Annotated in this window: 23 protein-coding genes; 12 read left to right on the top strand and 11 right to left on the bottom strand. The window is 64.8% G+C overall.

Annotated elements, in window-relative coordinates:
- Window positions 1-50 precede the first annotated feature (50 nt).
- On the bottom strand, window positions 51-518 hold the full coding sequence (locus JQ572_RS32835) for a nuclear transport factor 2 family protein (RefSeq protein ID WP_211386981.1): 468 nt from the start codon (window positions 516-518) through the stop codon (window positions 51-53).
- 154 nt (window positions 519-672) lie between these two features.
- Here JQ572_RS32835 and JQ572_RS32830 point away from each other — a divergent pair, with 154 nt between their 5' ends.
- Together JQ572_RS32830 and JQ572_RS32825 are read left to right on the top strand one after the other, a co-directional pair.
- On the top strand, window positions 673-1,347 hold the full coding sequence (locus tag JQ572_RS32830) for an HAD family hydrolase (protein ID WP_211386980.1): 675 nt from the start codon (window positions 673-675) through the stop codon (window positions 1,345-1,347).
- Between the two features lie 91 nt (window positions 1,348-1,438).
- Window positions 1,439-2,287, top strand: a complete 849-nt coding sequence (locus JQ572_RS32825; protein WP_211386979.1) for a DeoR/GlpR family DNA-binding transcription regulator — start codon at window positions 1,439-1,441, stop codon at window positions 2,285-2,287.
- 2 nt (window positions 2,288-2,289) lie between these two features.
- Here the strand turns inward: JQ572_RS32825 and JQ572_RS32820 are convergent, their stop codons facing one another.
- Window positions 2,290-2,715 (bottom strand): type II toxin-antitoxin system VapC family toxin, encoded by a 426-nt coding sequence (locus JQ572_RS32820; RefSeq protein ID WP_211386978.1) that lies wholly within the window; start codon window positions 2,713-2,715, stop codon window positions 2,290-2,292.
- Window positions 2,712-2,993 (bottom strand): type II toxin-antitoxin system Phd/YefM family antitoxin, encoded by a 282-nt coding sequence (locus tag JQ572_RS32815; RefSeq protein ID WP_211386977.1) that lies wholly within the window; start codon window positions 2,991-2,993, stop codon window positions 2,712-2,714. The genes JQ572_RS32820 and JQ572_RS32815 overlap by 4 nt, the downstream gene beginning before the upstream one ends.
- A 232-nt stretch (window positions 2,994-3,225) precedes the next feature.
- On the opposite strand from JQ572_RS32815, the gene glpD reads away from it, so the two are divergent.
- The 7 genes from glpD (at window position 3,226) to JQ572_RS32780 (ending at window position 10,866) form a co-directional block, all read left to right on the top strand.
- Window positions 3,226-4,776, top strand: a complete 1,551-nt coding sequence (glpD, locus tag JQ572_RS32810; protein WP_211386976.1) for a glycerol-3-phosphate dehydrogenase — start codon at window positions 3,226-3,228, stop codon at window positions 4,774-4,776.
- Window positions 4,773-5,849, top strand: a complete 1,077-nt coding sequence (locus JQ572_RS32805; protein ID WP_211386975.1) for an ABC transporter ATP-binding protein — start codon at window positions 4,773-4,775, stop codon at window positions 5,847-5,849. The genes glpD and JQ572_RS32805 overlap by 4 nt, the downstream gene beginning before the upstream one ends.
- Window positions 5,850-5,861: 12 nt before the next feature.
- Window positions 5,862-6,947: an ABC transporter ATP-binding protein gene (locus JQ572_RS32800; protein WP_211386974.1), complete on the top strand. Its 1,086-nt coding sequence runs from the start codon at window positions 5,862-5,864 to the stop codon at window positions 6,945-6,947.
- Complete coding sequence (locus JQ572_RS32795) at window positions 6,947-7,849, top strand: carbohydrate ABC transporter permease (RefSeq protein ID WP_211386973.1); 903 nt, start codon at window positions 6,947-6,949, stop codon at window positions 7,847-7,849. Before JQ572_RS32800 ends, JQ572_RS32795 begins: the two co-directional genes overlap by 1 nt.
- A complete protein-coding gene (locus tag JQ572_RS32790) occupies window positions 7,849-8,655 on the top strand; it encodes a carbohydrate ABC transporter permease (protein ID WP_007606994.1) in 807 nt (268 codons plus the stop codon). Before JQ572_RS32795 ends, JQ572_RS32790 begins: the two co-directional genes overlap by 1 nt.
- 9 nt (window positions 8,656-8,664) lie before the next feature.
- Window positions 8,665-8,994: a DUF2160 domain-containing protein gene (locus JQ572_RS32785; protein ID WP_211386972.1), complete on the top strand. Its 330-nt coding sequence runs from the start codon at window positions 8,665-8,667 to the stop codon at window positions 8,992-8,994.
- Window positions 8,995-9,123: 129 nt separating this feature from the next.
- Entirely contained in the window at window positions 9,124-10,866 is a 1,743-nt protein-coding gene (locus tag JQ572_RS32780) for an ABC transporter substrate-binding protein (protein WP_211387033.1), read from the top strand.
- Window positions 10,867-11,054: 188 nt separating this feature from the next.
- On the opposite strand, the gene JQ572_RS32775 is transcribed toward JQ572_RS32780, so the two are convergent.
- The 5 genes from JQ572_RS32775 to JQ572_RS32755 all read right to left on the bottom strand — a co-directional run bounded on the left by JQ572_RS32775 (window position 11,055) and on the right by JQ572_RS32755 (window position 17,462).
- Entirely contained in the window at window positions 11,055-12,155 is a 1,101-nt protein-coding gene (locus JQ572_RS32775; protein WP_211386971.1) for an alkene reductase, read from the bottom strand.
- Between the two features lie 175 nt (window positions 12,156-12,330).
- Window positions 12,331-12,834, bottom strand: a complete 504-nt coding sequence (locus JQ572_RS32770; protein WP_211386970.1) for a DUF1993 domain-containing protein — start codon at window positions 12,832-12,834, stop codon at window positions 12,331-12,333.
- Window positions 12,835-12,943: 109 nt separating this feature from the next.
- Window positions 12,944-14,245 (bottom strand): lytic murein transglycosylase, encoded by a 1,302-nt coding sequence (locus JQ572_RS32765; protein ID WP_211386969.1) that lies wholly within the window; start codon window positions 14,243-14,245, stop codon window positions 12,944-12,946.
- A 122-nt stretch (window positions 14,246-14,367) separates the two neighbouring features.
- Complete coding sequence (locus JQ572_RS32760; RefSeq protein ID WP_211386968.1) at window positions 14,368-16,308, bottom strand: glycosyltransferase; 1,941 nt, start codon at window positions 16,306-16,308, stop codon at window positions 14,368-14,370.
- Window positions 16,305-17,462 carry an HlyD family secretion protein gene (locus tag JQ572_RS32755; RefSeq protein WP_249129634.1) on the bottom strand — a complete coding sequence of 386 codons (1,158 nt, stop codon included), beginning with the start codon at window positions 17,460-17,462 and terminating at the stop codon, window positions 16,305-16,307. The genes JQ572_RS32760 and JQ572_RS32755 overlap by 4 nt, the downstream gene beginning before the upstream one ends.
- Window positions 17,463-17,956: 494 nt before the next feature.
- Here JQ572_RS32755 and htpX point away from each other — a divergent pair, with 494 nt between their 5' ends.
- Window positions 17,957-18,913: a zinc metalloprotease HtpX gene (htpX, locus tag JQ572_RS32750; protein WP_211386966.1), complete on the top strand. Its 957-nt coding sequence runs from the start codon at window positions 17,957-17,959 to the stop codon at window positions 18,911-18,913.
- Window positions 18,914-19,048: 135 nt separating this feature from the next.
- Window positions 19,049-19,690 carry a tetratricopeptide repeat protein gene (locus JQ572_RS32745; RefSeq protein ID WP_211386965.1) on the top strand — a complete coding sequence of 214 codons (642 nt, stop codon included), beginning with the start codon at window positions 19,049-19,051 and terminating at the stop codon, window positions 19,688-19,690.
- A 65-nt stretch (window positions 19,691-19,755) separates the two neighbouring features.
- Here JQ572_RS32745 and JQ572_RS32740 read toward each other — a convergent pair whose 3' ends face one another.
- Complete coding sequence (locus tag JQ572_RS32740; protein WP_211386964.1) at window positions 19,756-20,103, bottom strand: hypothetical protein; 348 nt, start codon at window positions 20,101-20,103, stop codon at window positions 19,756-19,758.
- Window positions 20,104-20,266: 163 nt separating this feature from the next.
- Window positions 20,267-21,073 carry a hypothetical protein gene (locus tag JQ572_RS32735; RefSeq protein ID WP_211386963.1) on the bottom strand — a complete coding sequence of 269 codons (807 nt, stop codon included), beginning with the start codon at window positions 21,071-21,073 and terminating at the stop codon, window positions 20,267-20,269.
- A 230-nt stretch (window positions 21,074-21,303) separates the two neighbouring features.
- Here JQ572_RS32735 and JQ572_RS32730 point away from each other — a divergent pair, with 230 nt between their 5' ends.
- Window positions 21,304-21,597, top strand: coding sequence for an antibiotic biosynthesis monooxygenase (locus JQ572_RS32730; protein WP_211386962.1), 294 nt, complete (start codon window positions 21,304-21,306; stop codon window positions 21,595-21,597).
- Window positions 21,598-21,704: 107 nt separating this feature from the next.
- On the opposite strand, the gene JQ572_RS32725 is transcribed toward JQ572_RS32730, so the two are convergent.
- Window positions 21,705-23,150: a helix-turn-helix domain-containing protein gene (locus JQ572_RS32725; RefSeq protein ID WP_211386961.1), complete on the bottom strand. Its 1,446-nt coding sequence runs from the start codon at window positions 23,148-23,150 to the stop codon at window positions 21,705-21,707.
- Window positions 23,151-23,204 lie beyond the last annotated feature (54 nt).

The raw sequence follows: 23,204 nt of genomic DNA, 5'->3' as shown, positions 1-23,204 counted from the left end.
GGTCATTCCGGGCCCGCGCCTTTCGGCGCGTCCCGGAACGACACCGTCGATCACAACTTCGTCGCCGACCGCGACAACAGCTTCCAGTCGTCGCCCTGCTTCTGCCAGTTCATCAGGATGTGGAGGTTGGTCGGCACTTTCTTCCCATCGGCCGCCATCTCCTGTTCCGCCACCCAGTGGAAGCGCACGATCGCGGCGGGGCCGACGACCTTGATGGTCGGGTCCTTGTATTCGATCGACAGGAATTTTGACTTGCCGTCGGTGGCGTTGGTGACGAAGGTCGCCTTGTCCTCGACCTTGCCGCTGGAATGGCTATAGCTCACCTCGTCGGCGCAGAGCGCGCCGAGCGCCTTGGGATCGGCCGCGATCTGGGCGAGGCGGAAGGTCTCGACCTTCTTTGCTACGGCTTCCTCGTCCGCCGAGGCCGCCAGCGCCGGTGTCGTGAGCGCAACAGCTGAGGCGGCAAGAGTCGAGACAGCAAGAGTCGAGAGAGCCAGATCGCGTCGGTTGATCGTCATCGTTTCCTCCTTTTTGATCTTGCGCGGAGTGTTGCAGCCGCGCGCGACTTTGTCGAGTGTCGCATCGTCGTCATGCGGATGCGTCATTGCGCGACAGAGGCCGTATTGATACGTCTTCCGCATCGATGCGCGGCGCATTTGGGAAAGTACGGACATGATCAACACGTTGGGCAGAGCGTTGCTGTTCGACATCGACGGCACGCTGGCCAACACCGACCCGCTGCACCTGAAGGCCTTCAATCAGGTGCTCGGTCCTCGCGGCCACGTGTTCGATCACGCGCGCTTCTCCAGGGAGCTGCAAGGCTTTGCCAATGCGGCGATCGGCGAGCGCTTTCTGCCCGACGAACCGGTGGAGCAGCGCGTCTTGATCCTCGCTGAAAAGGAGCAGGTTTTCCGCGAGCTCGTCGCCGGCCAGATCGAGCCGCTGCCGGGCCTGATGGCGCTGCTCGACCGAGCCGATATTGCCGGCATTCCCATGGTTGCCGTGACCAACGCCCCGCGGCTCAATGCGGAGCTGCTGTTGTCCGGCCTCGGCATCGCGCACCGCTTCAAGGCGCTCGTGATCGGCGACGAGCTGCCGCACGGCAAACCGCACCCGCTGCCCTATCAGGAAGGGCTGCGCTTTGTCGGCGCCGGCGCGGTCGCCTCGATCGCTTTTGAGGACTCCCGCACCGGCGTGCAATCGGCCACTGCGGCGGGGATACCGACCATCGGCATCCGGACGAGCCTCGGCCATGGCGACCTTGTCGCCGCCGGCGCGGTCGCGTCCGCGAGTGCCTTCGACGATCCGGATCTGCTGGCGCGCCTCGCCGCCGCAATGGCCTGGTGAGTAGCTTCGTCCGTTAACCGTGATCGGCGCGCGCATTGACCGGATGCGCGAACCGCCGCACCATGCAGCTTCCTGATTTGAGGCCATCGCCGTGACCGGACTGACCCATCGCCAAGCCGAAATCCTCAACATCGCGCGGGCCTCGGGCCGCGTCATGGTCGAGGAGCTGGCGCGCCGGTTCGAGGTTTCGGCGCAAACCATTCGCAAGGATCTCAACGATCTCTGCGAGCGCCGCTCGCTGACCCGTATCCATGGCGGCGCCATCATCGCCTCCGGCGTCGAGAATCTCGCCTATGAGGCGCGCCGCTTCGTCGCCGCCGACGAGAAGAAGGCGATCGGGGCCGCGGCGGCGTCGCTGATCCCGAACGGCTGCTCGCTGTTCATCAACATCGGCACCACGACGGAGGAGGTCGCAAGCGCCTTGACCTCGCACGAGGATCTCCTCGTCATCACCAACAACCTCAATGTCGCGATGCTGCTCTACCGCCATCCCCGCATCGAGGTGGTGGTCGCCGGCGGCACGGTGCGGCGCGCCGACGGCGCCGTGGTCGGCTCGACCGCGACGCAATTGATCGGACAGTTCAAGGTCGACTACGCCATCATCGGCGCGTCCGCGATCGACGAGGAGGGCGCGCTGCTCGACTTCGACTATCGCGAGGTGCAGGTGGCGCAGGCCATCATCGCCAACGCCCGCAGCGTCATGCTGGTTGCGGACTCGACGAAGCTTCGGCGCAGCGCGCCGGTGCGCATCGCCCATATCAGCCAGATCCAGACCTTCGTCACCGACCAGGAACTGCCCGAGCGCCTCGCCACCATCTGCCACAGCAAGGGCATCGAGGTGATGGCGGCGATGCCGAAGGCAGCGGGGGATATCGATGAGACTCAGGCCGATGCGCAGGATGCAGCACCCGAATCGGCGCCGGTGGTGCGGCTGAGGTAGGACTATGGGTCGTCCCACGGGTTGAGCAGCGTTACGCCGAATGCCGCAAAATCCTTCACATTGCGCGTGACGAGCGTGATGTTGTTTGCGAGCGCGGTGGCGGCGAAGAAGCCATCCATGACGGACAGCGCGATGCCGCTCCTGCGGCTCTGAGCCATCAGGTCTCCGCAGCGCTCGGCCACCGCGCGGTCGATCGGCAGGATGCGATCGGCAAAGCGCTCCGGCAGATCGAGGGCGAGCCAGGCGGCAAGTGCTGCGCGGCGACGGCCGTCCTCCAGCAACGCGATGCCGCGGCGCAGCTCGGCGATCGAAGCCACGCTGATGAACGCACGGTCCTCATCGATCGTATCGAGCCACGCCAAGACTTTAGGCGACGGCGCTGGCCGCTGAACCTCCGACAATACGTTGGTGTCGAGCAGCAGGTTCACGGTATCTCGTCGCGCGGCGCGTCGTGCACGCGTTCAGGTTCGAGGTCGGCGCCGCGCAGCGGCGAAGCCAGCAGGAATTCGGCGAGCGTGCCTTTGCGGGCGGACTTGCGTGCCCATTCCTCGGCGGAAACGATCACGGCATTGGGCTTGCCGTGACGGGTGATGATCTGGGGCCCGCTTTGGGCACGGTCGATCACCTCGGACAGCCGCGCCTTGGCGTTGGCTAGCGTCCAGGTGTCAGTCGGCGGTGCGTCGGGTGATGTGTTGTGGTCGGTCATGACAGATAGAACCAATATGACTATTATGACTATATTTGCCCTAGATGGCTATTCAAGAGTGATATTGCTTCTCGGATTGCGGTCGGACCCTGCTCATTTTTTGCGCCGAGCTGCCCAATAAAAAGTTCCGCTTTCGCTTCCGTTCGTCTCTCTTTCATCTTGCTTTCGTTTTGCGGTGTGATCTAATCAAAAACGAAAGTAACCACTCGACGGAACGAGTGGTCGCCGGGGGATGCGTCTGTTGGAGCGTATTTTCGACCTCGCCATCATCGGAGGCGGTGTTAACGGCTGCGGCATCGCGCGCGACGCGGTGGGCCGTGGCAACACGGTTTTCCTGTGCGAAATGAACGATCTGGCGAGCGGGACGTCGTCCTGGTCGACCAAGCTGGTGCATGGCGGCCTGCGCTATCTCGAATATTACGAGTTTCGCCTGGTCCGCGAGGCGCTGATCGAGCGCGAGATCCTCTGGGGCATCGCACCCCACATCATCCGCCCCCTGCGTTTCGTTTTGCCGCATCATGCCGGCCTCCGCCCGGCTTGGCTGCTCCGGCTCGGCCTCTTCCTCTATGACCACATCGGTGGCCGTCATCTGTTGCCTGCGACCCGTTCGGTGGATCTGCGGCGCGACGAGGTCGGCCGCCCGCTGATCCCGAATCGCTATACCCGCGCTTTCGAATATTCCGACTGCTTCGTCGATGACGCCCGCCTCGTCGTGCTCAATGCGCGCGATGCCGCCGACAAGGGCGCCGAGATCCGCACCCGCACCCGCGCGACGGATATCAAGCAATCCGACGGCGTCTGGACCGTCAGCATGGTCGACACGCTGACCGGCGCGCGTTCGCAGGTCCAGGCGCGCGCGCTCATCAATGCCGGTGGCCCCTGGGTCGAGGACGTGCTCGGCCGCGGCGCCGGCGTCAATGCGAAGGCCAAGGTGCGGCTGGTGCAGGGTTCGCACATCGTGGTCAAGAAGCTCTACGACCACGATCGCGCCTACATGTTCCAGAACGCCGACGGCCGCATCATCTTCGTGATCCCGTACCAGGACGATTTTACGCTGATCGGCACCACCGACCGCGACTATGACGGCGACCCCGCCAAGGTGAAGGCGACACCCGAGGAGATCCAGTATCTCTGCACGGCGGCGAGCGAATATCTGGCCAAGCCCGTCACCCCCGGCGACGTGGTCTGGACCTATTCCGGCGTGCGTCCGCTCTATGACGATGGCGCCAGCGAGGCCAAGGCCGCTACACGCGATTACGTGTTCGAGCTCGACATGCCCGGCGGCGTGCCGCTGCTCTCGATCTATGGCGGCAAGATCACGACCTATCGCCGCCTCGCCGAGGAAGCGCTGGAGCGGCTCGCGCCTCATCTTCGCAGTGCGAAAGCGCGCGAGGGCTGGACCGGCAAATGGCCGCTCCCCGGCGGCGACATGGGCGTGTCCGATGTCGACGGGCTGATCGCCGAGCTTCAGCGCGGCTATCCGTTCCTCAGCCACGAGCATGCGCGGCGCCTCGCCCGCGCCTACGGTACCCGCGCCGTGAAGCTGCTCGGGGACGCGAAATCCGCCGCCGATCTCGGCCAGGCCTTCGGCGCGACGCTGACCGAACGCGAGGTCCGCTATCTCATGGCCAACGAATGGGCCGTCACCGCCGAGGACGTCGTCTGGCGCCGTTCCAAGCTCGGCCTGCGACTATCTGCCGACGAGATCGCTGCATTGAACGACTGGATTGCATCCCACGCCGTGCCGCAAAGTCCCCTGCTGGAAGCGGGAGGACGCCCATGACCGTGACACTCGATCATGTGACCCGGACCGTCGAGGGGGTCCCGCACATCCGCGACGTCTCGCTGACGCTCGAGAGCGGGACGCTCAACGTGCTGCTCGGGCCGACGCTGTCGGGCAAGACCTCGATCATGCGGCTGCTCGCCGGGCTCGACAAGCCGACCACGGGCAAGCTGCTGGTCAACGGCAAGGACGTCACCGGTGTCGACGTGCGCCAGCGCTCGGTCGCGATGGTCTATCAGCAGTTCATCAATTACCCCTCCCTGAGCGTCTACGAGAACATCGCCTCGCCCTTGCGCGTGCAGGGCAAGCCGCGCGAGGAGATCGAGAAGCGCGTCGCCGAGGCCGCCCGGCTGCTCAGGCTCGAGCCGTTCCTCAAGCGCACGCCGCTTCAGCTTTCCGGCGGCCAGCAGCAGCGCACCGCGATGGCGCGCGCGCTGGTCAAGGGCGCCGATCTCGTGCTGCTCGACGAGCCGCTCGCCAATCTCGACTACAAGCTGCGCGAAGAGCTGCGCACCGAGCTGCCGCGCATCTTCGAGGCCTCGGGCGCGATCTTCGTCTATGCCACCACCGAGCCGACCGAAGCGCTGCTGCTCGGCGGCAACACGGTGTGCATGTGGGAGGGGCAGGCGCTCCAGATCGGCGAGACGCCGAGCGTCTACCGGCGTCCGCAGACCCTGCGTGTCGCGCAGGTGTTTTCCGATCCGCCGCTCAACCTCGTCGGCATCGAGAAGAAGAACGGCTCCGTGCAATATGCGGGAGGCATCGCCGCGCCGGCGTCCGGTCTCTATTCATCGCTGGCCGACGGCGCCTATCGCGTCGGCTTTCGCGCGCATCAGCTCGCGCTCGCCAATGGCGAGACTGACCGCCACGCCTTCCATGCCACGGTGACGGTGACCGAAATCACCGGTTCGGAGAGTTTCGTGCATCTGACCCGCGACGGATCGAACTGGGTTGCGGTGCTGCACGGCGTGCACGAGTTCGAGCCGGGCCAGACCATCGACGCCGTGCTCGATCCCAACGATGTTTTTGTGTTCGACGCGGCCGATCGCCTCGTCGCGGCACCTGGTTCTTGAGGGAGATGCGCCATGGCCCGCATTGACCTCGTCGATCTCGCCCATTCCTACGGCGGCAATGACGCGCCGCAGGAAAGCTTTGCGCTGAAGCCGGTGACCATGACCTGGCGGCAGGGCGGCGCCTATGCGCTGCTCGGGCCGTCCGGCTGCGGCAAGACCACGCTGCTCAACGTCATTTCCGGCATCATCACGCCGTCGCGGGGGAAAATCCTGTTCGACGGCGAGGACATCACACCGCTGTCAACCCAGAAGCGCAACATCGCCCAGGTGTTCCAGTTTCCGGTGATCTACGACACCATGACGGTGGGGCAGAACCTGGCGTTTCCGTTGAAGAACCGCGGCGTGCCGAAGGCCGAGATCGACAAGCGCGTCGCCGAGATCGGCCGGCTGCTCGACCTCGAGCCCTATCTGAATCGCAAGGCGACCCGGCTCACGGCGGATGCCAAGCAAAAGATCTCGCTCGGCCGCGGTCTCGTCCGCTCCGACGTCGCCGCCGTGCTGTTCGACGAGCCGCTGACTGTGATCGACCCCGAGCTGAAATGGCAGCTCCGCTCCAAGCTGAAGGCGCTGCATCGCGAGCTCGACCTCACGATGATCTACGTCACCCACGACCAGACCGAGGCGCTGACCTTCGCCGACACCGTCGTCGTCATGCATGACGGCCGCGTGGTGCAGAGCGGCACGCCGGCCGAGCTGTTCGACAAGCCGGCGCATACCTTCGTCGGCTATTTCATCGGCTCGCCCGGCATGAACATCATTCCGGCCGAGGTGAGGGGCCGCGAGGCCAGGATCGGCGGCCACGTCATCGCGCTGAACCGCAGTTATGACGCTCTACCGGCGGGCGCGAAGATCGAGATCGGCGTGCGCCCCGAATTCGTCGAGGTCGTCGCGCCTGCGCCGGGCCTGCTCACGGCGAAGATCGAGCGCATCGACGATCTCGGCCGCATCCGTTTTGCGCGCGCGCGCCTCGGTGACGCAAAGCTCGCCGCGCGTGCGCCGGCAGGCTTCACCAGCGCGGACGGCACCGCCGGGCTGAAGTTCGATCCGTCATACGTCCACGTCTATGCCGACAGCCTTCTGGTGGAGGGAGCCGCCTGATGGACAAGACCGTCAACCAAAAAGCCTGGTTCCTGGTGCTGCCGGTGTTCCTGGTCGTCGCGTTCTCGGCGGTGCTGCCGCTGATGACGGTCGTGAACTATTCGATGCAGGACACCTTCGGCAACAACCAGTTCTTCTGGAACGGCGTCGGCTGGTTCAAGGAGCTGCTCGATCCCTCGACCGATCTCGGCGGCCGCTTCCTCGCCTCGCTCGGCCGCAATCTGTTCTTCTCGCTGGTGATCCTCGCCATCGAGGTCCCGCTCGGCATCGTCATCGCACTATCGATGCCGCGGCAGGGATGGACGGTGGCGGCCTGTCTCGTGATCCTCGCGCTGCCGCTTTTGATTCCGTGGAACGTGGTCGGCACGATATGGCAGATCTTCGGCCGGCCCGACATCGGCCTGATGGGCTATGTCCTCAACCACATCGGCCTCGACTACAATTATGTCTCCAACGACATCGACGCCTGGGTTACCGTCATCGTGATGGACGTCTGGCACTGGACCAGTCTCGTCGCGCTGCTCTGCTATGCCGGCCTGAAGTCGATTCCCGAAGCCTATTACCAGGCCGCGCAGATCGACGGCGCCTCGCGCTGGGCCGTGTTCAAGGCGATCCAGCTGCCCAAGATGAACCGCGTGCTGCTGATCGCGGTGCTGCTGCGCTTCATGGACAGCTTCATGATCTATACCGAGCCGTTCGTCGTCACAGGCGGCGGCCCGGGCAATTCGACGACCTTCGTGTCGATCGAGCTGGTCAAGATCGCGCTCGGCCAGTTCGACCTCGGCAAGGCCGCCGCGCTGTCGCTGGTCTACAATCTGATCATCCTGATCGTCTGCTGGATCTTCTACACCGTCATGACCAATGCCGGCAGCGATCGGAAACCGCAGGAAGGAGCCGCGTGATGCACTCGATTCCCGGCCGTCGCCTTATCATGGCGCTGTTCCTGATCTTCCTGCTGTTGCCGATCTACTGGCTCGTCAACATGAGCTTCAAGACCAACGCCGAGATCGTCTCGACGATGACGCTGTGGCCGCACGCGCCGACGCTGCAGCACTACAAGCGCATCTTCACCGACGAGAGCTGGTATTCCGGCTACATCAACTCGCTGGAATACGTCGTCCTCAACACCATCATCTCGATCTCGGTGGCGCTGCCGGCGGCCTACGCTTTCTCGCGCTACCGCTTCCTCGGCGACAAGCATCTATTCTTCTGGCTGCTGTCGAACCGGATGGCGCCGGCCGCGGTCTACGCGCTGCCGTTCTTCAACCTCTATTCGGCGATCGGCTTGTTCGATACGCCCTGGGCGGTCGCGCTGGCGCACTGCATCTTCAACGTTCCGCTGGCGGTGTGGATCCTGGAAGGTTTCGTGTCCGGCGTACCGCGCGAGATCGACGAGACCGCCTTCCTCGACGGCTATTCCTTCCCGCGTTTCTTCATCAAGATCCTTGTGCCGCTGATCGCGAGCGGCATCGGCGTCGCCGCCTTCTTCTGCTTCATGTTCTCCTGGGTCGAGCTGCTGCTCGCGCGGACGCTGACGTCGGTGCAGGCCAAGCCGATCGCGGCGATCATGACGCGCACGGTGTCGGCGGCCGGCATGGATTGGGGCCTGCTGGCGGCTGCCGGCGTGCTCACCATCATTCCGGGCGCGCTCGTGATCTGGTTCGTCCGCAATTACATCGCGAGCGGTTTTGCGCTCGGCCGAGTTTAGGAGGCTGCTATGGAATCCATCGCATGGATGGCCTGGACGCTGCCGACCGCGATCTTCTTCGTGGCGCTCGCCAGCACCCTCGCGGTCATGACCTGGCTCGCCGCGGTCTATCCCGAAGCCGAGCGCGTCGGCGTGCTCAGTATTCCGACGACGCGGGGCGACCGCCTGTTCATCTCCCTGATCACGGCGGCCGTCATCCACCTCCTGTGGATCGCCTTCGCCGGCACCGACGCACTCGCCACGCTTCCGATCGGTGAGGAAGGTCTTGAAATTTCGAGCCTGTGGCTCGCAAGCGGAATTTCGCTGGTCACGGCCGTGCTCATTTTCCGCACGGTCTGAAGCTCGCGAAGGGACGGCCAGATCCGGGAGCAACCCGGGCCTGTAGAAAGTTTGTCGCTGCAACGGAGGAACAACATGCGGCAGTTTAGGAGAAGGGAACGTCCATTGACCAAGAGCAGTTTTCTGACGATGTCCAGCGTCGCCGCCATCGTCGCGGTGTCGTTCGCCGTCTCGGCGCCGGTTCGCGCCGCCGACGACGCCGCGATCCAGAAGTGGATCGCGGAATTCCAACCCTCGACGCTGTCGAAGGAGGACCAGAAGAAGGAGCTGGAGTGGTTCGTCAAGGCCGCCGAGCCCTTCAAGGGCATGGAGATCAACGTGGTCTCCGAGACCATTACCACCCACGAATACGAGTCGCAGACGCTGGCCAAGGCGTTCTCCGAGCTCACCGGCATCAAGCTCAAGCACGACATCATCCAGGAAGGTGACGTGGTCGAGAAGCTGCAGACCCAGATGCAGTCCGGCAAGAACGTGTACGACGGCTGGATCAACGATTCCGACCTGATCGGCACGCATTTCCGCTACGGCCAGACCATCGCGCTGTCGGACTACATGACCGGCGAGGGCAAGGACGTCACCGACCCCATGCTCGACGTCAACGACTTCATCGGCAAGTCGTTCGGCACCGCGCCGGACGGCAAGCTCTACCAGCTGCCCGACCAGCAGTTCGCCAACCTCTATTGGTTCCGCTACGACTGGTTCACCAACCCCGACTACAAGGCCAAGTTCAAGGCCAAGTACGGCTACGAGCTCGGCGTTCCCGTGAACTGGTCGGCCTACGAGGACATCGCCGAGTTCTTCACCAACGACATCAAGGAGATCAACGGCGTCAAGGTCTACGGCCATATGGACTATGGCAAGAAGGACCCGTCGCTCGGCTGGCGTTTCACCGACGCCTGGCTGTCGATGGCCGGCAACGGCGACAAGGGCATTCCGAACGGTCTGCCGGTCGACGAGTGGGGCATCCGCATGGAAGGCTGCCGTCCGGTCGGCTCTTCGGTCGAGCGTGGTGGCGACACCAACGGTCCGGCCGCGGTCTACTCGATCACCAAGTATCTGGAGTGGATGAAGAAGTATGCTCCGCCGCAGGCTCAGGGCATGACCTTCTCCGAGTCGGGTCCGGTGCCGGCGCAGGGCAACATCGCCCAGCAGATGTTCTGGTACACCGCCTTCACCGCCGACATGGTGAAGCCCGGCATCGCCGTGATGAACGCGGACGGTACGCCGAAATGGCGTATGGCTCCGTCGCCGCACGGTTCGTACTGGAAGGAAGGCATGAAGCTCGGCTACCAGGACGCCGGCTCGGTGACGCTGCTGAAGTCGACCCCGGCGGATCGCCGCAAGGCGGCCTGGCTCTATCTCCAGTTCATCATCTCCAAGACGGTGTCGCTGAAGAAGAGCCATGTCGGTCTCACGTTCATTCGTGAATCCGACATCTGGGACAAGTCGTTCACGGAGCGTGCGCCGAAGCTCGGCGGCCTGATCGAGTTCTACCGCTCGCCCGCGCGCGTGCAGTGGACCCCGACCGGCAACAACGTGCCCGACTATCCGAAGCTGGCGCAGTTGTGGTGGCAGAACATCGGCGATGCGTCGTCCGGTGCGAAGACGCCGCAAGCCGCGATGGACTCGCTCGCCGCGGCCCAGGACTCCGTGATGGAGCGCCTGGAGAAGTCGGGCGTGCAGGGCGCCTGCGGTCCGAAGCTGCACAAGAAGGAGACGGCCGAGTACTGGTTCGCCAAGGCCCAGAAGGACGGCACGATTGCTCCCCAGCGCAAGCTCGCCAACGAGAAGCCGAAGGGCGAGACGGTCGACTACGACACGCTGATCAAGTCGTGGCCGGCACAGCCCCCGAAGCGCGCCTCGCTGCAATAAGGCACATCACATAACGACGAAAGGCCGGGAGCGATCCCGGCCTTTTTCTTTTCATTGTCGTGGATTCTGCTTCCACAACGTCATTGCGAGCGAAGCGAAGCAATCCAGAATCTTTCCGCGGAGGAAGTCTGGATTGTTTCGTCGCTTCGCTCCTCGCAATGACGGAGGATGGAGCGGCGACGATAGCCTTACTCCGCCGCCTCAGCCGCGAGCGCCGGATAATCCGTGTATCCCTTCGCGCCGCCGCCGTAGAACGTGTTCTTGTCCCAGTCGTTGAGCGCCGCGCCCGTCTTCAACCGCTCGACCAGGTCGGGGTTGGAGATGAACGGCTTGCCGAAGGCGATGAGGTCGGCCGCGCCCGCGTCCAGCACCTTGGTCGCGAGTTCGAAATCGTAGCCGTTGTTGGCGACATAGGCACCGGCGAAGCGCTTGCGCAGGCCGGCATAGTCGAAAGGTGCGATGTCGCGCGGGCCGCCCGTGGCGCCTTCGACGACATGGAGATAAGCGAGCTTCAGCGCGCTGAGGCCGTCGACGATATGGTCGTAGAGAGCCTGCGTATTCGAGTCCGAGATGTCGTTGGCCGGCGTCACCGGCGAGATGCGGATGCCGGTTCGCTCGGCACCGGCTTCGGCCACGACGGCCTTCGAGACCTCCAGCATCAGCCTCGCGCGGTTCTCGATCGAGCCGCCATAGGCGTCAGTGCGCTTGTTGGTGCCGTCCTTGGCGAATTGCTCAAGCAGATAGCCGTTGGCGCCGTGGATCTCGACGCCGTCGAAGCCGGCCTCGATTGCATTTGTCGTGGCACGCTTGAAGTCGTCGATGATCCCGGGAATTTCGGAGAGCTCGAGCGCGCGTGGCTCGGAGACATCGGCAAAGCCGCCGTTCACGAAGGTCTTGCCCTTGGCGCGGATCGCGCTCGGCGCCACCGGGGCTGCGCCATTGGCCTGGAGATCGACATGCGAGATGCGGCCGACATGCCAGAGCTGGATGAAGATCTTGCCGCCGCGCTCATGGACACGGTCGGTGACCTTGCGCCACCCGGCGACCTGGTCCTTGGAGTAAATGCCGGGGGTGTCCTGGTAGCCCTGGCCCTGCTGCGAGACCTGGCTCGCTTCGGTGATCAGAAGCCCTGCGGAGGCCCGCTGGGCGTAATAGTCGGCAGCGAGCGCACCGGGTACGAAGGTGCCGGGAACGGCGCGGTTGCGCGTCAATGGCGCCATCACGAAACGGTTGGCCAGCGTAATCGGGCCGAGCTTGTAGGTTTCAAACAATTTGGTCGGGCGGCTCATGGGAGTGCTTCCAGGCGGTGAGAGGTCCGGAACACTTGTGCATCGCGGCAATCGGCGCAAGGGATGAGCCATACGGAAAGTGCAGACAAGCTACGCGGCAGGGGCCGCGTAGCATAATTCGTGTGCAATTGGGGGCCGGAGCAGCGGATTCCGACTGCGGCGGCCGCGCGATACGTCAGTTCGCGCCGAGGAAGTCGCGCTTGCCGATCTCGACGCCGTTGTGACGCAGGATGCCGTGCGCGGTGGTGGCGTGGAAATAGAAGTTCGGCAGCGAGAACGCGCTGAGGAATTGCTGCCCCTTCATCGTGATGGTCTTGTCGGGGCCGCCGGGGAAGCTGACGTCCTTGGTCTCGGCGCCCTCGAACTGCTCCGGCTTGAACGACTTCACATAGTCGATGGTCTTGGCCAGCCGCTGCTTCAACTCCGCAATCGTCGTCTCGGTGTCAGGCGTGGAGGGCACTTCGCTATGGGTCAGCCGCGCGCAGCCCTTGGCGGCGAAATCGCTGACCAGCTGGATCTGCTTCGAAAGCGGCAGCATGTCCGGAAAGAGGCGGGAGCCGAGCAGGACGGCGGGATCGACCTTCTTGGCCGCGCAATGCGCCTCGGCTTTCGTGAGCAAGCCGGTGAGGCTGTTCAGCATCTGCAGATAGGCGGGGACGACGGTGTCGTAAAAAGACATGTGATGCTCGCTCTCATGGTGGGAAATTTCAGGAGAAAACCTGAGCCACTCACATGGGGCCGTCATGGAAAAAAGCAATCGCAGGAGCGGCTTGTGCGGTGCGAAAATTCTACCGGATCGTCCCCGCCGGCTGCGCCTGCGCCGTGCCGCCGCGCATCCGGGCGAGCAGCTCCGCGGTCGGCCAGGAATCCGCCGGCAGGCCGTATTTGATCTGCATCGCCTTCACCGCGGCGCGGCTCTGCTGGCCCAGCACGCCGTCGATCTTGCCGACATTGAAGCCGGCGCGCGCCAGGAGCTGCTGCAAGGCCTTCAGTTCGTTGAACGGTAGTTGCGCGACCGGCCCCGCCGGCTTGCGCATCGGGGCCGCGCCCGCGATGCGGGTGGCGAGATAGCCCGCCGTCGTCGAATAGATCAGCGAGTTATTCCACTCGGTGTAGGCGGCGAAATTCGGGTACGCCATGAAGGCCGGACCGAAGCGTCCCATCGGCAGCAGCACGGACGCCGCGAGATTGTCGTTCGGCAGCGGCCGGCCGTCGGGATAGGTGACCCCCAGCTGCGCCCATTTCGAGCGCGGCTCTCGCACCGTGAGATCGGTCTGATCCCACGGCAGGTTCTGCGGCACCTTGATCTCCTCCAGCCACGGCTCGCCGCGCCGCCACTTCAAGCCGTTGGCGATGTAGTTCGCGGTCGAGCCGATCACGTCGTCCTCGCTGCGCAGGAGATCGCGTCGCCCGTCGCCGTCATAGTCGACGGCATAGTTGACGTAGTGCACGGGCAGGAACTGCGTCTGCCCGAGCTCGCCGGCCCAGGAGCCGACCATCTCGTCGGGATGCAGATCGCCGCGGTCGATGATCTTCAGCGCGGCGATGGTCTCGCCCACGAACATCTCCGAGCGTCGGCAGTCATAGGCGAGCGACACCAGCGATTTCAGCGTCGGCAGATTTCCCATGTTGACGCCGAAATCGCTCTCGAGGCCCCAGAACGCGGCGATCACCGCCGGCGGCACGCCGTATTCCTTTTCGGCGCGCGCGAATGCCGCGGCGTGGGTCTTGATGTGCTGCTGGCCGTTCTGCATGCGATAGGGCGCGGCCATGCGGCCGGCAAATTCAGTGAAGAGCTGGCCGAACACCCGCTGGCCGCGGTCGCGGTTGACGATGCCCTGGTCGTAGACGAGGTAGGGCGAAGCCTCCGCGATCGTCCGCTGCGACACGCCGGCGGCAACGGCTTGGCTCTTCACGTCCGCCAGGAAGCGATCGAAGCTCGCGCCGTTGTGGCACGACGCCGCGCGCGGCGACGGCGCGGTGGCCCTCGGCGCTGCGGGCTTGGCGGGAGGTGGGAGAGGCTGGGCGGAGGCGGTTGCGGAGAGCGCGAGAACAGTGACGGCCGCGATCGCAAATCGGGTCTGGAGCATAGGGTTCCGGCGGGGAGGGCAGGCGTGGATTCGTCCGAAGTTTAGGTGAACTGATGGCCTCAGGCCATCCTTTCCATGCCATGTTAGCGCACCGAATGCGAGCGGGTGGATGTCGCGCCGGCCTAACCGAACAGCCGCAGCAGCAGCGCCTTGCCGACGGGAATGGCCCTGATCCCCCGGTAGGCGCGCACATATTCGCCGGCGTAGAAGGCCCTGATCGCATGGACGCGGATATCCATGCTTTCTTCAAAGCGCACTGCAAATCCATTCCTCGTCCGCCGCACCACGACGCCGGCGATCGAACGGCCATAGATCTGGCATTCAAGCTTGCTGCCGATCGCGGGTGGATCTGGGTCGATGAAGCGGGCGCCGCTGATGGATATATCGCCGAGCCGAGCCAGGTACGATTTGCCGCCCTGATGCAGCAGGATCGGCTCGTTGCGGTTGAAGCGCTCCGCCTTGCGCTTGCGCGGCTGCTCGATGCAGACGAAGCAGACGACGGTGAGGATAAGGGCGTTGTAGAGGCTCCATGCCAGCGCCAGGCCGCCATAGGCGATGTTCTCGCCGCGCAGATGCAGGATGAAGGCGTAGGCGATGGCCGCGAGCGTAATGATGAGCGCACTGCCATAAAGCCGGAGCAGCGGCCACTCCACGAATTTCCGGCCGCGCTCGCCGCCCTTGGCCGTGACCTGGAACTTGTGTCCTTTCGGCTTCAACAGGCCGGTCGCGACCGCCTTGAGGACCGCGGGCGCTGCAACGAGTTGCGACACATCCGTCATCATCGCAAGCGAACGGCCGCGCGACAGCCACGCCATGGTGAGTCCATGCCAGACGTAGAACGGCAGGAAGTACCGCAACAGCTCGGAGAGGTCGGCCTGCACCGCCTTGATGCCGAAAAGCAGGAACAGCCAGGGCACCACCAGCCCGAACATCCTGGTCCCGTAGACGGCCGTCCAGCTCATGAAGGCATCGACCAGCGACAGCCGGTCGATAAAAGAGAGGTTCGAATCACGCGACAGCGGTCCGCTACGGCCGCGCACGATTTGCATGAAGCCGAGGCACCAGCGCCCGCGCTGGGTGATGTATTCCTTGAGCCCCTCCGGCGCGAGACCGATGGTCAGTCGCTCGTTGAGATAGACGGTGTTGAAGCCGAGCTCTTTCAGCCGCAGCGTGACGAGATAATCCTCGGTGACCGAGTCTGTCGGAAAGCCGCCGATCCGCATCAGGGCGCCGTAGCGGATGAGGGACGACGTGCCGCAGCAGAAGGCGACGCCCCAGGCGTCCTTTGCCGGCATCAGGATGTCGAAAAAGAAGCGCTGCTCGTCGGGCCAGACGTCGGTGGCGCCCAGATTGCTCTGGATTGGATCGGAGTTGATGAAATGCTGGGGCGTCTGCACGACGCCCACGCCGGCGTCATCCATCAGGCTGATGGTCCGACTGAGGAAGTCGGGCCGCGGCACGAAATCGGCGTCGAGAATTGCGATGAAGTCCGGCGGCTCCGGCAATTCGCGGACATGTCCGAGCGCATGGTTGATGTTGCCCGCCTTGGCATGCCGGTTATCGGCGCGCGCGAGGTAGCGGCAGCCGAGCTCCTGGGCGAGGCGCCGCAGCCACAGGCGGCGTCCGTCGTCGAGCACCCAGACACGGTAGTTGCCGTACTGCATCCCGGTCGCGCCGATGATCGTCCGCTCCAGGATCGATTTGTCCTCGTTGTAGGTGCAGATGAACACGTCGATCAACGGAGCTGCGCGATCCCTGGCGCGGCTGTCGACCTTCGCGGCGCCCGAACGGTCGATGGTTCGGCTGAGGAACAGCATCGACAGCGCGACCGCAATCAGGGAGGCGGATTCCGCCAGCATGAAGGGAAGGCCGATCAGGAAATCTGCGGTCAGTCCGGGCGGCGGTACGGTCTCGGTGACGCGCCAATGGAAGTAGCGCAGCAGCAGGACGAACGACACGCCGGTCAGCAGCGAACGCGCCGGCGTGTTCTCGCGCCTGAGAAGCGGCACCACCACCATGAACGCACCGAGCGCAAGAAAGCCGGGCGCCAGCGCCGCCATCATGGTGCCGCCTCGCGCCGGGCGAAGATCACGCGGCCGGTCCGTCCCACCGTGCAGTCGTGCGCGGCGGCGTCGGCAGGCGCCACCGTCACGCGGTAAGGCTCCTTGCCTAGTGCATCGGGGTTGATGGCGAGATTGGCCGGGGCGCCCGCAGCCCCGGTCAGATTGACGACCGTGCCGGAAATCGGGGCACCGCCGTCATTCGGCTCGAAAGTGGTATGATCGCCAAGCTGCAGGCGGTTATATACGCTCTCGGTGACATTGGCCGTGATCACGCTACCGCTGCAATCCAGCACCTTGAGCAGAGGCTGGCCGATCTGCACGTCCTCGCCCGGCGATGTCATCATTTCCCAGACCCGGCCGGTGACCGGGGTTCTGATGCTGGCCTCGGACATGTCGGTGAAGCGGACCTCTTCGACGATGATCTCGTTGGCAAGCCAGGCGATCTCGGTGTCGGTGTGCACCAGATCGGCTTCCAGGTCCTTGGCGCGCAGGCGCATCTCCTCCTCGCGCTGCACGGAACTCGGTCGGTCGTTGTAGCTGTCGCCGAGGAACGAGCCGCTCCTTGCCGCACGCAGCTCGACCTGTGCGGCGTCCAGCCGCTTGCGCGCGCCGAGTTCGGTCTGCTGCGCTACCGACAGCTCGCGAGTCAGCCGCGACAACTCGACCGTGGATACGTTGCCGGATTTCGCGAGCGACGACGCCCGGTCAACCGCGGCGTTTGCTTCCTCTCGTCGCGCGGCGGCTGCCTCGATCGAGGTCTGGATTTCGGCGATGCGCGCTTCGAGCTGAAGGACGCGTCCGTCCCTGAACAATGCGGCCTGCCGGGCGAGGTCCTGCTGGGCGGCCCGGGCGGTCTCGAGCTTGGTTGCGAGACTCGGCCGCTCGTTCTCCAGTCGCGATTGCTGCCGCCGCAGGTCGTCGAGCCGCGAACGATCGCCGCGCGAATTCACGACACGCAGCACGACCATGCCGGCGTCGAGATGCGCCTGGTCCTTGATCGCGGCGGGGGCCGCGGCAACGCGTCCGCCGATCGGCGCGCGCAGGGTGACGAGGCGGGAGTTCAGCACGGCCTCGACGCTGGAATTCTGCCACATCGTGCGCAGCGGCAGCCAGCCGAATATGGCGATGACGGCAAGGCCTGCTGCGATCTTCAAGCTTCGCCGCAACAGGAGCCGGCCTCGCGGAGGCCCCGTGGGTTCGACCCGGGCAGCAGGCTGCCGTGGGTGCTTCTCATCGGCAAGCAGCTCCTCGCGCAGCGCTTGCTGCAGGCCCTTCGCGTCTGCGGAACCAGCCGCTTCGCCTAAGGAAGGAGGGGATGCATCGTGAACGGGAGCGGCCTGCGACCGGTCCATCATGGCAGTCACCTGGCTGAGGGGAGGCAATGCAACGGACCAATGCGGGAGCCGCGCTCCCGTGCCCGCGTCTCCGGAACTTAGTCCGGGCTACGCTTTCCAATGTCCTCGGTTCCGGCGTGTATTTTGATATGAATACGCGTCAAGATTTAGCTGTGCGTCGCCGCGACGCAGTCGCAGCCCTTGCAGCGCGGGGGGCCGACTTCATAACTCAAGCTTCTCTGCTGAATCCTTGGCTCAAATTGGTCAGCTTGGATTCGCTGCACTGGTTTATGCGTCAGCAACGGGATGTCGCCATGAACTATCTTCGTACCGCAATGCTCCTCGCAGGCCTCACCGCCCTGTTCATGGGCGTCGGCTATCTCATCGGCGGCGCCACAGGCGCCATGATCGCGCTCGTCATCGCGGCGGCAACCAATCTCTTCACCTATTGGAACTCCGATCGCATGGTGCTCTCGATGTACGGCGCCCATGAGGTCGATCGTTCGACCGCGCCGGAACTGGTCGGGCTCGTCGCCGAGCTTGCGGGCCGCGCCGGCCTGCCGATGCCGCGCGTGTTCCTGATGGACGAGCCGCAGCCCAATGCGTTCGCGACCGGGCGCAATCCCGAGAACGCCGCGGTTGCCGTCACCACCGGCCTGATGCACCAGCTCAGCCGGGAGGAGCTCGCCGGCGTGATCGCGCACGAGCTCGCCCATATCAAGCACCACGACACCCTGCTCATGACTATTACCGCGACCATTGCGGGTGCGATCTCGATGCTGGCGCAGTTCGGCATGTTCTTCGGCGGAAATCGTGACAATAGCGGTCCCGGCATCGTCGGCTCGATCCTGATGATGATCCTCGCCCCGATCGGCGCCATGCTGGTGCAGATGGCGATCAGCCGCACGCGCGAATACGCCGCGGACAATCTCGGCGCACGCATCGCCGGTCAGCCGATGTGGCTGGCCTCGGCGCTGGTGAAGATCGAGGGCGCGGCGCATCAGGTCCCGAATCTCGAGGCGGAGCGAAATCCTGCCACGGCGCACATGTTCATCATCAATCCGCTGTCCGGCCACGGCGTCGACAATCTCTTCGCCACCCATCCTTCGACGCAGAATCGCATCGCGGCGCTTCAGCAGCTCGCGGCAGAGCTCGGCGCGCAGGCGGCGCCGTCGGTCGGCGCCAACGAGAACTATCCGCCGCAGGGCCCCTGGGGCCGCTCGTCCTCGCGCGGGCCTTCTCGCGGGTCTACACGTGGTCCTTGGGGCTGATGGAATCGGCTGGAATCGCGCGCCTGGTTTGTGACCTGGCGCACACAGGAATATCCCGGCCGGTGTTAACACCCCGGCGAGACTATTCCTTCGAAAGGGGATGCGTGGCCGGCCCTCTGCCCGCCACCGTCGAGGATGACAAGAGCTGCGGTACCATTGCTGATCGTCCTGAGCGTGCTCATTGGCCTGTCCACGCACATGGTCGTCAATTGCGGGGACGAGGACGATCCGGACATTTGTTCGGCCGTGATCGGCTTCTCGCCGCTGCGCGGCTCGCTGATTGCCTTCGCCTATGAAGGGCGTGGGCGGATCGCGCTGCGCCATGGCGACTGGCGGCGAGCGATCGCGGATTTCGACGAGGCCATCCACCTCAATCCGAACCGTGCCTCGCTGTATCGCGACCGGGCGCGGGCGCGCCGGCAGAACGGCGACCTTGAGCTCGCGATCGAGGATTATGACGAAGCGATCGCGCACAATCCAAAGCTCGCCGCGCCCTATCACGAGCGTGGTCTCGCGCTTGCCGGCAGCGGCGATCTCGACCGCGCCATCCTGAGTTACAATACGGCGATCCGCCTCGACCCCTCGGATGCGCAGGCCCGCCTCGACCGCGGCCTTGCGTTCCTCGCCCGCGGTCAGGCCGAAGATGCCCGCGCCGATTTCGAGGCAGCGCTGGCGCTGCCGGCCGGCAAGGACGCCCGCACCCGCGACGCGGCGCGCGCCAGGCTCGCCGAACTCGCCAGCGCCGAGCCGGCCCAGATTTCAGCGCCGCGGCGGTGAAAATATAGAGCTGCGTTCGCCTATACCACCTTCTCCCACAACAAGGGGAGAAGGAAGAAGCCCGGCTACTTCGCCTTCTTGGCCTTCTTCGCCTTCGCCACCTTCTTCACAGGCTTTTCCTTCGCCTTCTTCTCCACCTTCGCAGCGATCGGCGTGCTGGCGGCAAGCCGCATCGACCGCGCGTAGCTGTCGGCGACGTTGTCGGCGGACATCTGCAGGCGCTTGGCGGCGGCCGTGGCCTGCTCCATGGTGGCCTTGGCCATCATCTTGAAGCGGTCGCCGGTCTCCTTGCCCTTGGCCTTGGCCGCGAGGCCGTTGAAGCGATCCCGCCGCTCCTTGGCGCGGGTCATCAAGCCCGTATGCAGCTGTCTGGCCAGTTGCCGGATCACGACATCCAGGTCGGCGTCCGCCATGTTGTTCTATCCTCTTCGAAAACGGTATCGATGCGGCGGGACTATGCAGATCGAGCCCCGCCTTGGCAATTCCCGCCTGTACGTCATCCGCAGCTTCCGGTTACCAAAACGAAAAAGCCGCGCTGTTCGCGCGGCTCCTCGGCTCTGGAAGCGCCAGGCAGGCTTATTTCAACGAGGCAACCGGGCCGCTCGCCGGCGCCGGATCGGGGTCGAAGCCGAACACGCCGACCAGATATTTGTAATAGTCCGGCATCTTCTCCTTGAGCGCGTCCCGCGACTTCGGATCGTGGAATTCGCTCTTTCCGACCAGAAAGATGGTGCCGGTCACGGCGAAGAACTCCATCGGATTCTTCATCGCATAGGAGTCCTTGGGCAGCAGGTCCTTCGACTTGGCAAGGGCGAAGTAGCCGATCACGCCCTTGTTGGCATAGCCGTCCGGCAACAGCCGCGCGTGATAGGCGTGCAGGAGCTCGTGCAGCAGCACGGCCTCCTTCTCGTAGCGCATCATGTCCGGCCGCAGCATGATCACGCCGAGCCCCGAATCGACCGCGAGGTCGACGACATTGGGATTGGTCCAGCGCTGGGTGGCATGGTCCCACACCGTCAGCGTCCGCGGCACGCTGCGCTCGACGTTCGGGGCGACCCGGCCGTAGCACGCGGTCGCGGCGCCTTCGTCGAGGCAGGCGAGCTCGCTCGCGATGATCGGAACGGTGCGGAAGAAGCGCAGCACGCGCGGCGAGAGGCCGGCCCCCTCGACGACGTCGATCTGGCTCTTTACATTGTCGGCGAGCTTGTCGACGTCCTTGCGGTCGGAATTCTCCGACAGGTCGAACATGTAGCCGCGGTAGCTCTGGAAGCCCGGCGGCAACGCCTGCGCTGCGCCGGCGGACGCATCGAGCGATCCGGCATTAGATGGATTGGCAAAGAGCGCGCCGACAATGGTCGCGGTCAGCAGCAACGCAATGCGCATGATGAACCCCCTGATGTCACTTCACGCGGCAGAATAAGCTGACGTTGTTTGCGAAAAGTGAGTGGGGCGAGACTAAGGCACCGATGTTGAGGCGTGCTTAACCGTTGGTTGCAGATCGCGCAGGCGGGTTAGTGTCGGATTAACCAAGCATGGATCGGCGGCGCGCTTCGGCGTAGCATCCCCTCCGGGCCCGAGGGCCCGCAACTCCGGACAGCCGGAAGGAGGATGCCATGTATGCCGCCATCCGTCAGGCCAAGGCGAAAAGCGGAAGCGCCGAAGAGCTGGCGCGCCGCATCAAGGACGGCGCCGTTCCGATCATCAGCGATGTCGACGGTTTCCGCGCCTATTACGTCGTCTATGCCGGCGACGACACCGTCACGGCGATCTCGATCTTCGACAAGTTCGAGCAGGCGGAGGAGGCGAACAGGCGCGCGATCGCCTGGATCGAGAAGGATCTGGGCTCGCTGCTTGCAGGCGACGCCCGCGCCGCCGCGGGGCCGGTGATCGTGCATACGCTGGCGTGAGTTCTCGCCGTTGCGAGGAGCGAAGCGACGAAGCAATCCCGGCTGTCACTGCCGGGACAGTCTGGATTGCTGCGCGTCGCAATGACGTGGAGGCGGATGCGCGCCCCTCACAGCTCCCTTGCATTCGAGAACGCGAACGAGCTCACGCGCCGCGTCGTCTCGTCCAGGATCAGCGTGCGCGTGATCGGCGGCTCGGCGCGCTGGGCGCAGTTTTCGCGCTCGCACAGGCGGCAGTTGACGCCGATCGGCGTGCCTTCGGTCTTCTCGAGGTCCATGCCGGACGCATAAACGAGGCGTGAGGCGTGACGGATCTCGCAGCCGAGGCCGATGGCGAAGCGCGGCTGCGGCAGCGGGTGCGGCGCCACGGGACGGCGCACCATCTGCGCGATCGAGAAATAGCGCGTGCCGTCGGAGAGCTCGATCACCTGCTTGAGCAAGCGATCCGGCGTGTCGAAGGTCGAGTGCACGTTCCACAACGGGCACGTGCCGCCGAATTTCGAGAACGGGAACGTGCCGGAGGAGAACCGCTTCGAGACGTTGCCGGCATTGTCGACGCGCAGGAGGAAGAACGGAATGCCGCGCGCGTTCGGCCGCTGCAGCGTGGTGAGGCGATGGCAGACCTGCTCGAAACCGGAATTGAAGCGTTGCGCCAGCAAATGGATGTCGTAGCTCAAGGCCTCGGCCGCGGCCAGGAAGGTCGGATAGGGCATCATCACGGCCGCCGCAAAATAGTTGGCGAGCGTGATGCGGAACAGCCGCCGCGGCGCGTCGTCGAGCGGGCCAGCGCGGCCGATGATGGTCTCCAGATGCTGCGCGCATTCACCGAGTCCCAGCTGGAAGGCCAGCTGGAAGGCGCGGCCGGGCGGATCGACCAGTTCCGAGATCAGCAGCTGGCGGCGGTGACGGTCGAAACGCCGCAGCGTTTCGCGCATCACGTCGACTGGCATGATCCGGGTCTGGATCGAATGCTTTTCGCGCAGCCGCGCGGCGAGCGCGGCATAGAGCCCCTCGGCCGGCACGTTCAGCTCGTCGCGCAAGGTTTCGGCGGCCTGTTCGAGCTCCGGAAAATAGTTGCGGTTGGCCTCGATCAATTCGCGCACGCGCTCGACCGGATTGGCCTCATAGCGCGTGCCGACGTCGCGGTCGGCCATCTGCGCTGCGGCCAGCGTCTCGCCCTGGCGGGCCTCGGTATAGGCCGCGTAGAGCCGTTGCAGTGCGTGGGTCACGCCCGGGCAGAGCTCGGCGAGGTCGCGCAGTTCCTGCTTGGGGACGTCGATCTGGCGGAACAGCGGATCGGAGAAGATCTCGTTCAGCTCCGCGAAGAAACGGTCCTCGTCGGCGGTGGCGAGGTCGCGTAGGTCGAGGTCGTAGGTCTCGGCCAGCCGCAGCAAGATCTGCGCAGTCACCGGACGCTGGTTGCGCTCGATCAGGTTGACGTAGCTCGGCGAGATCCCGAGCCCCTCGGCCATCTGGGTCTGCGACAGCCCCAATTGCTGCCGGATCCTCCGGAAGCGCGGGCCGACGAACAGCTTCTTCCCGGACTCGGCGGGCATTCTCGGGTCTCCCAGCGGCATATAGGGCAGTCTTGCTGTCCTGTATTATGACAA

It is taken from the genome of Bradyrhizobium sp. SZCCT0153, from assembly GCF_018129995.1.
In the GTDB taxonomy this organism is placed as follows: Bacteria; Pseudomonadota; Alphaproteobacteria; order Rhizobiales; family Xanthobacteraceae; genus Bradyrhizobium; species Bradyrhizobium japonicum_G.
Note: the sequence above shows the minus strand (reverse complement) of the source record. Positions and strands in the feature narration are given on the sequence as shown.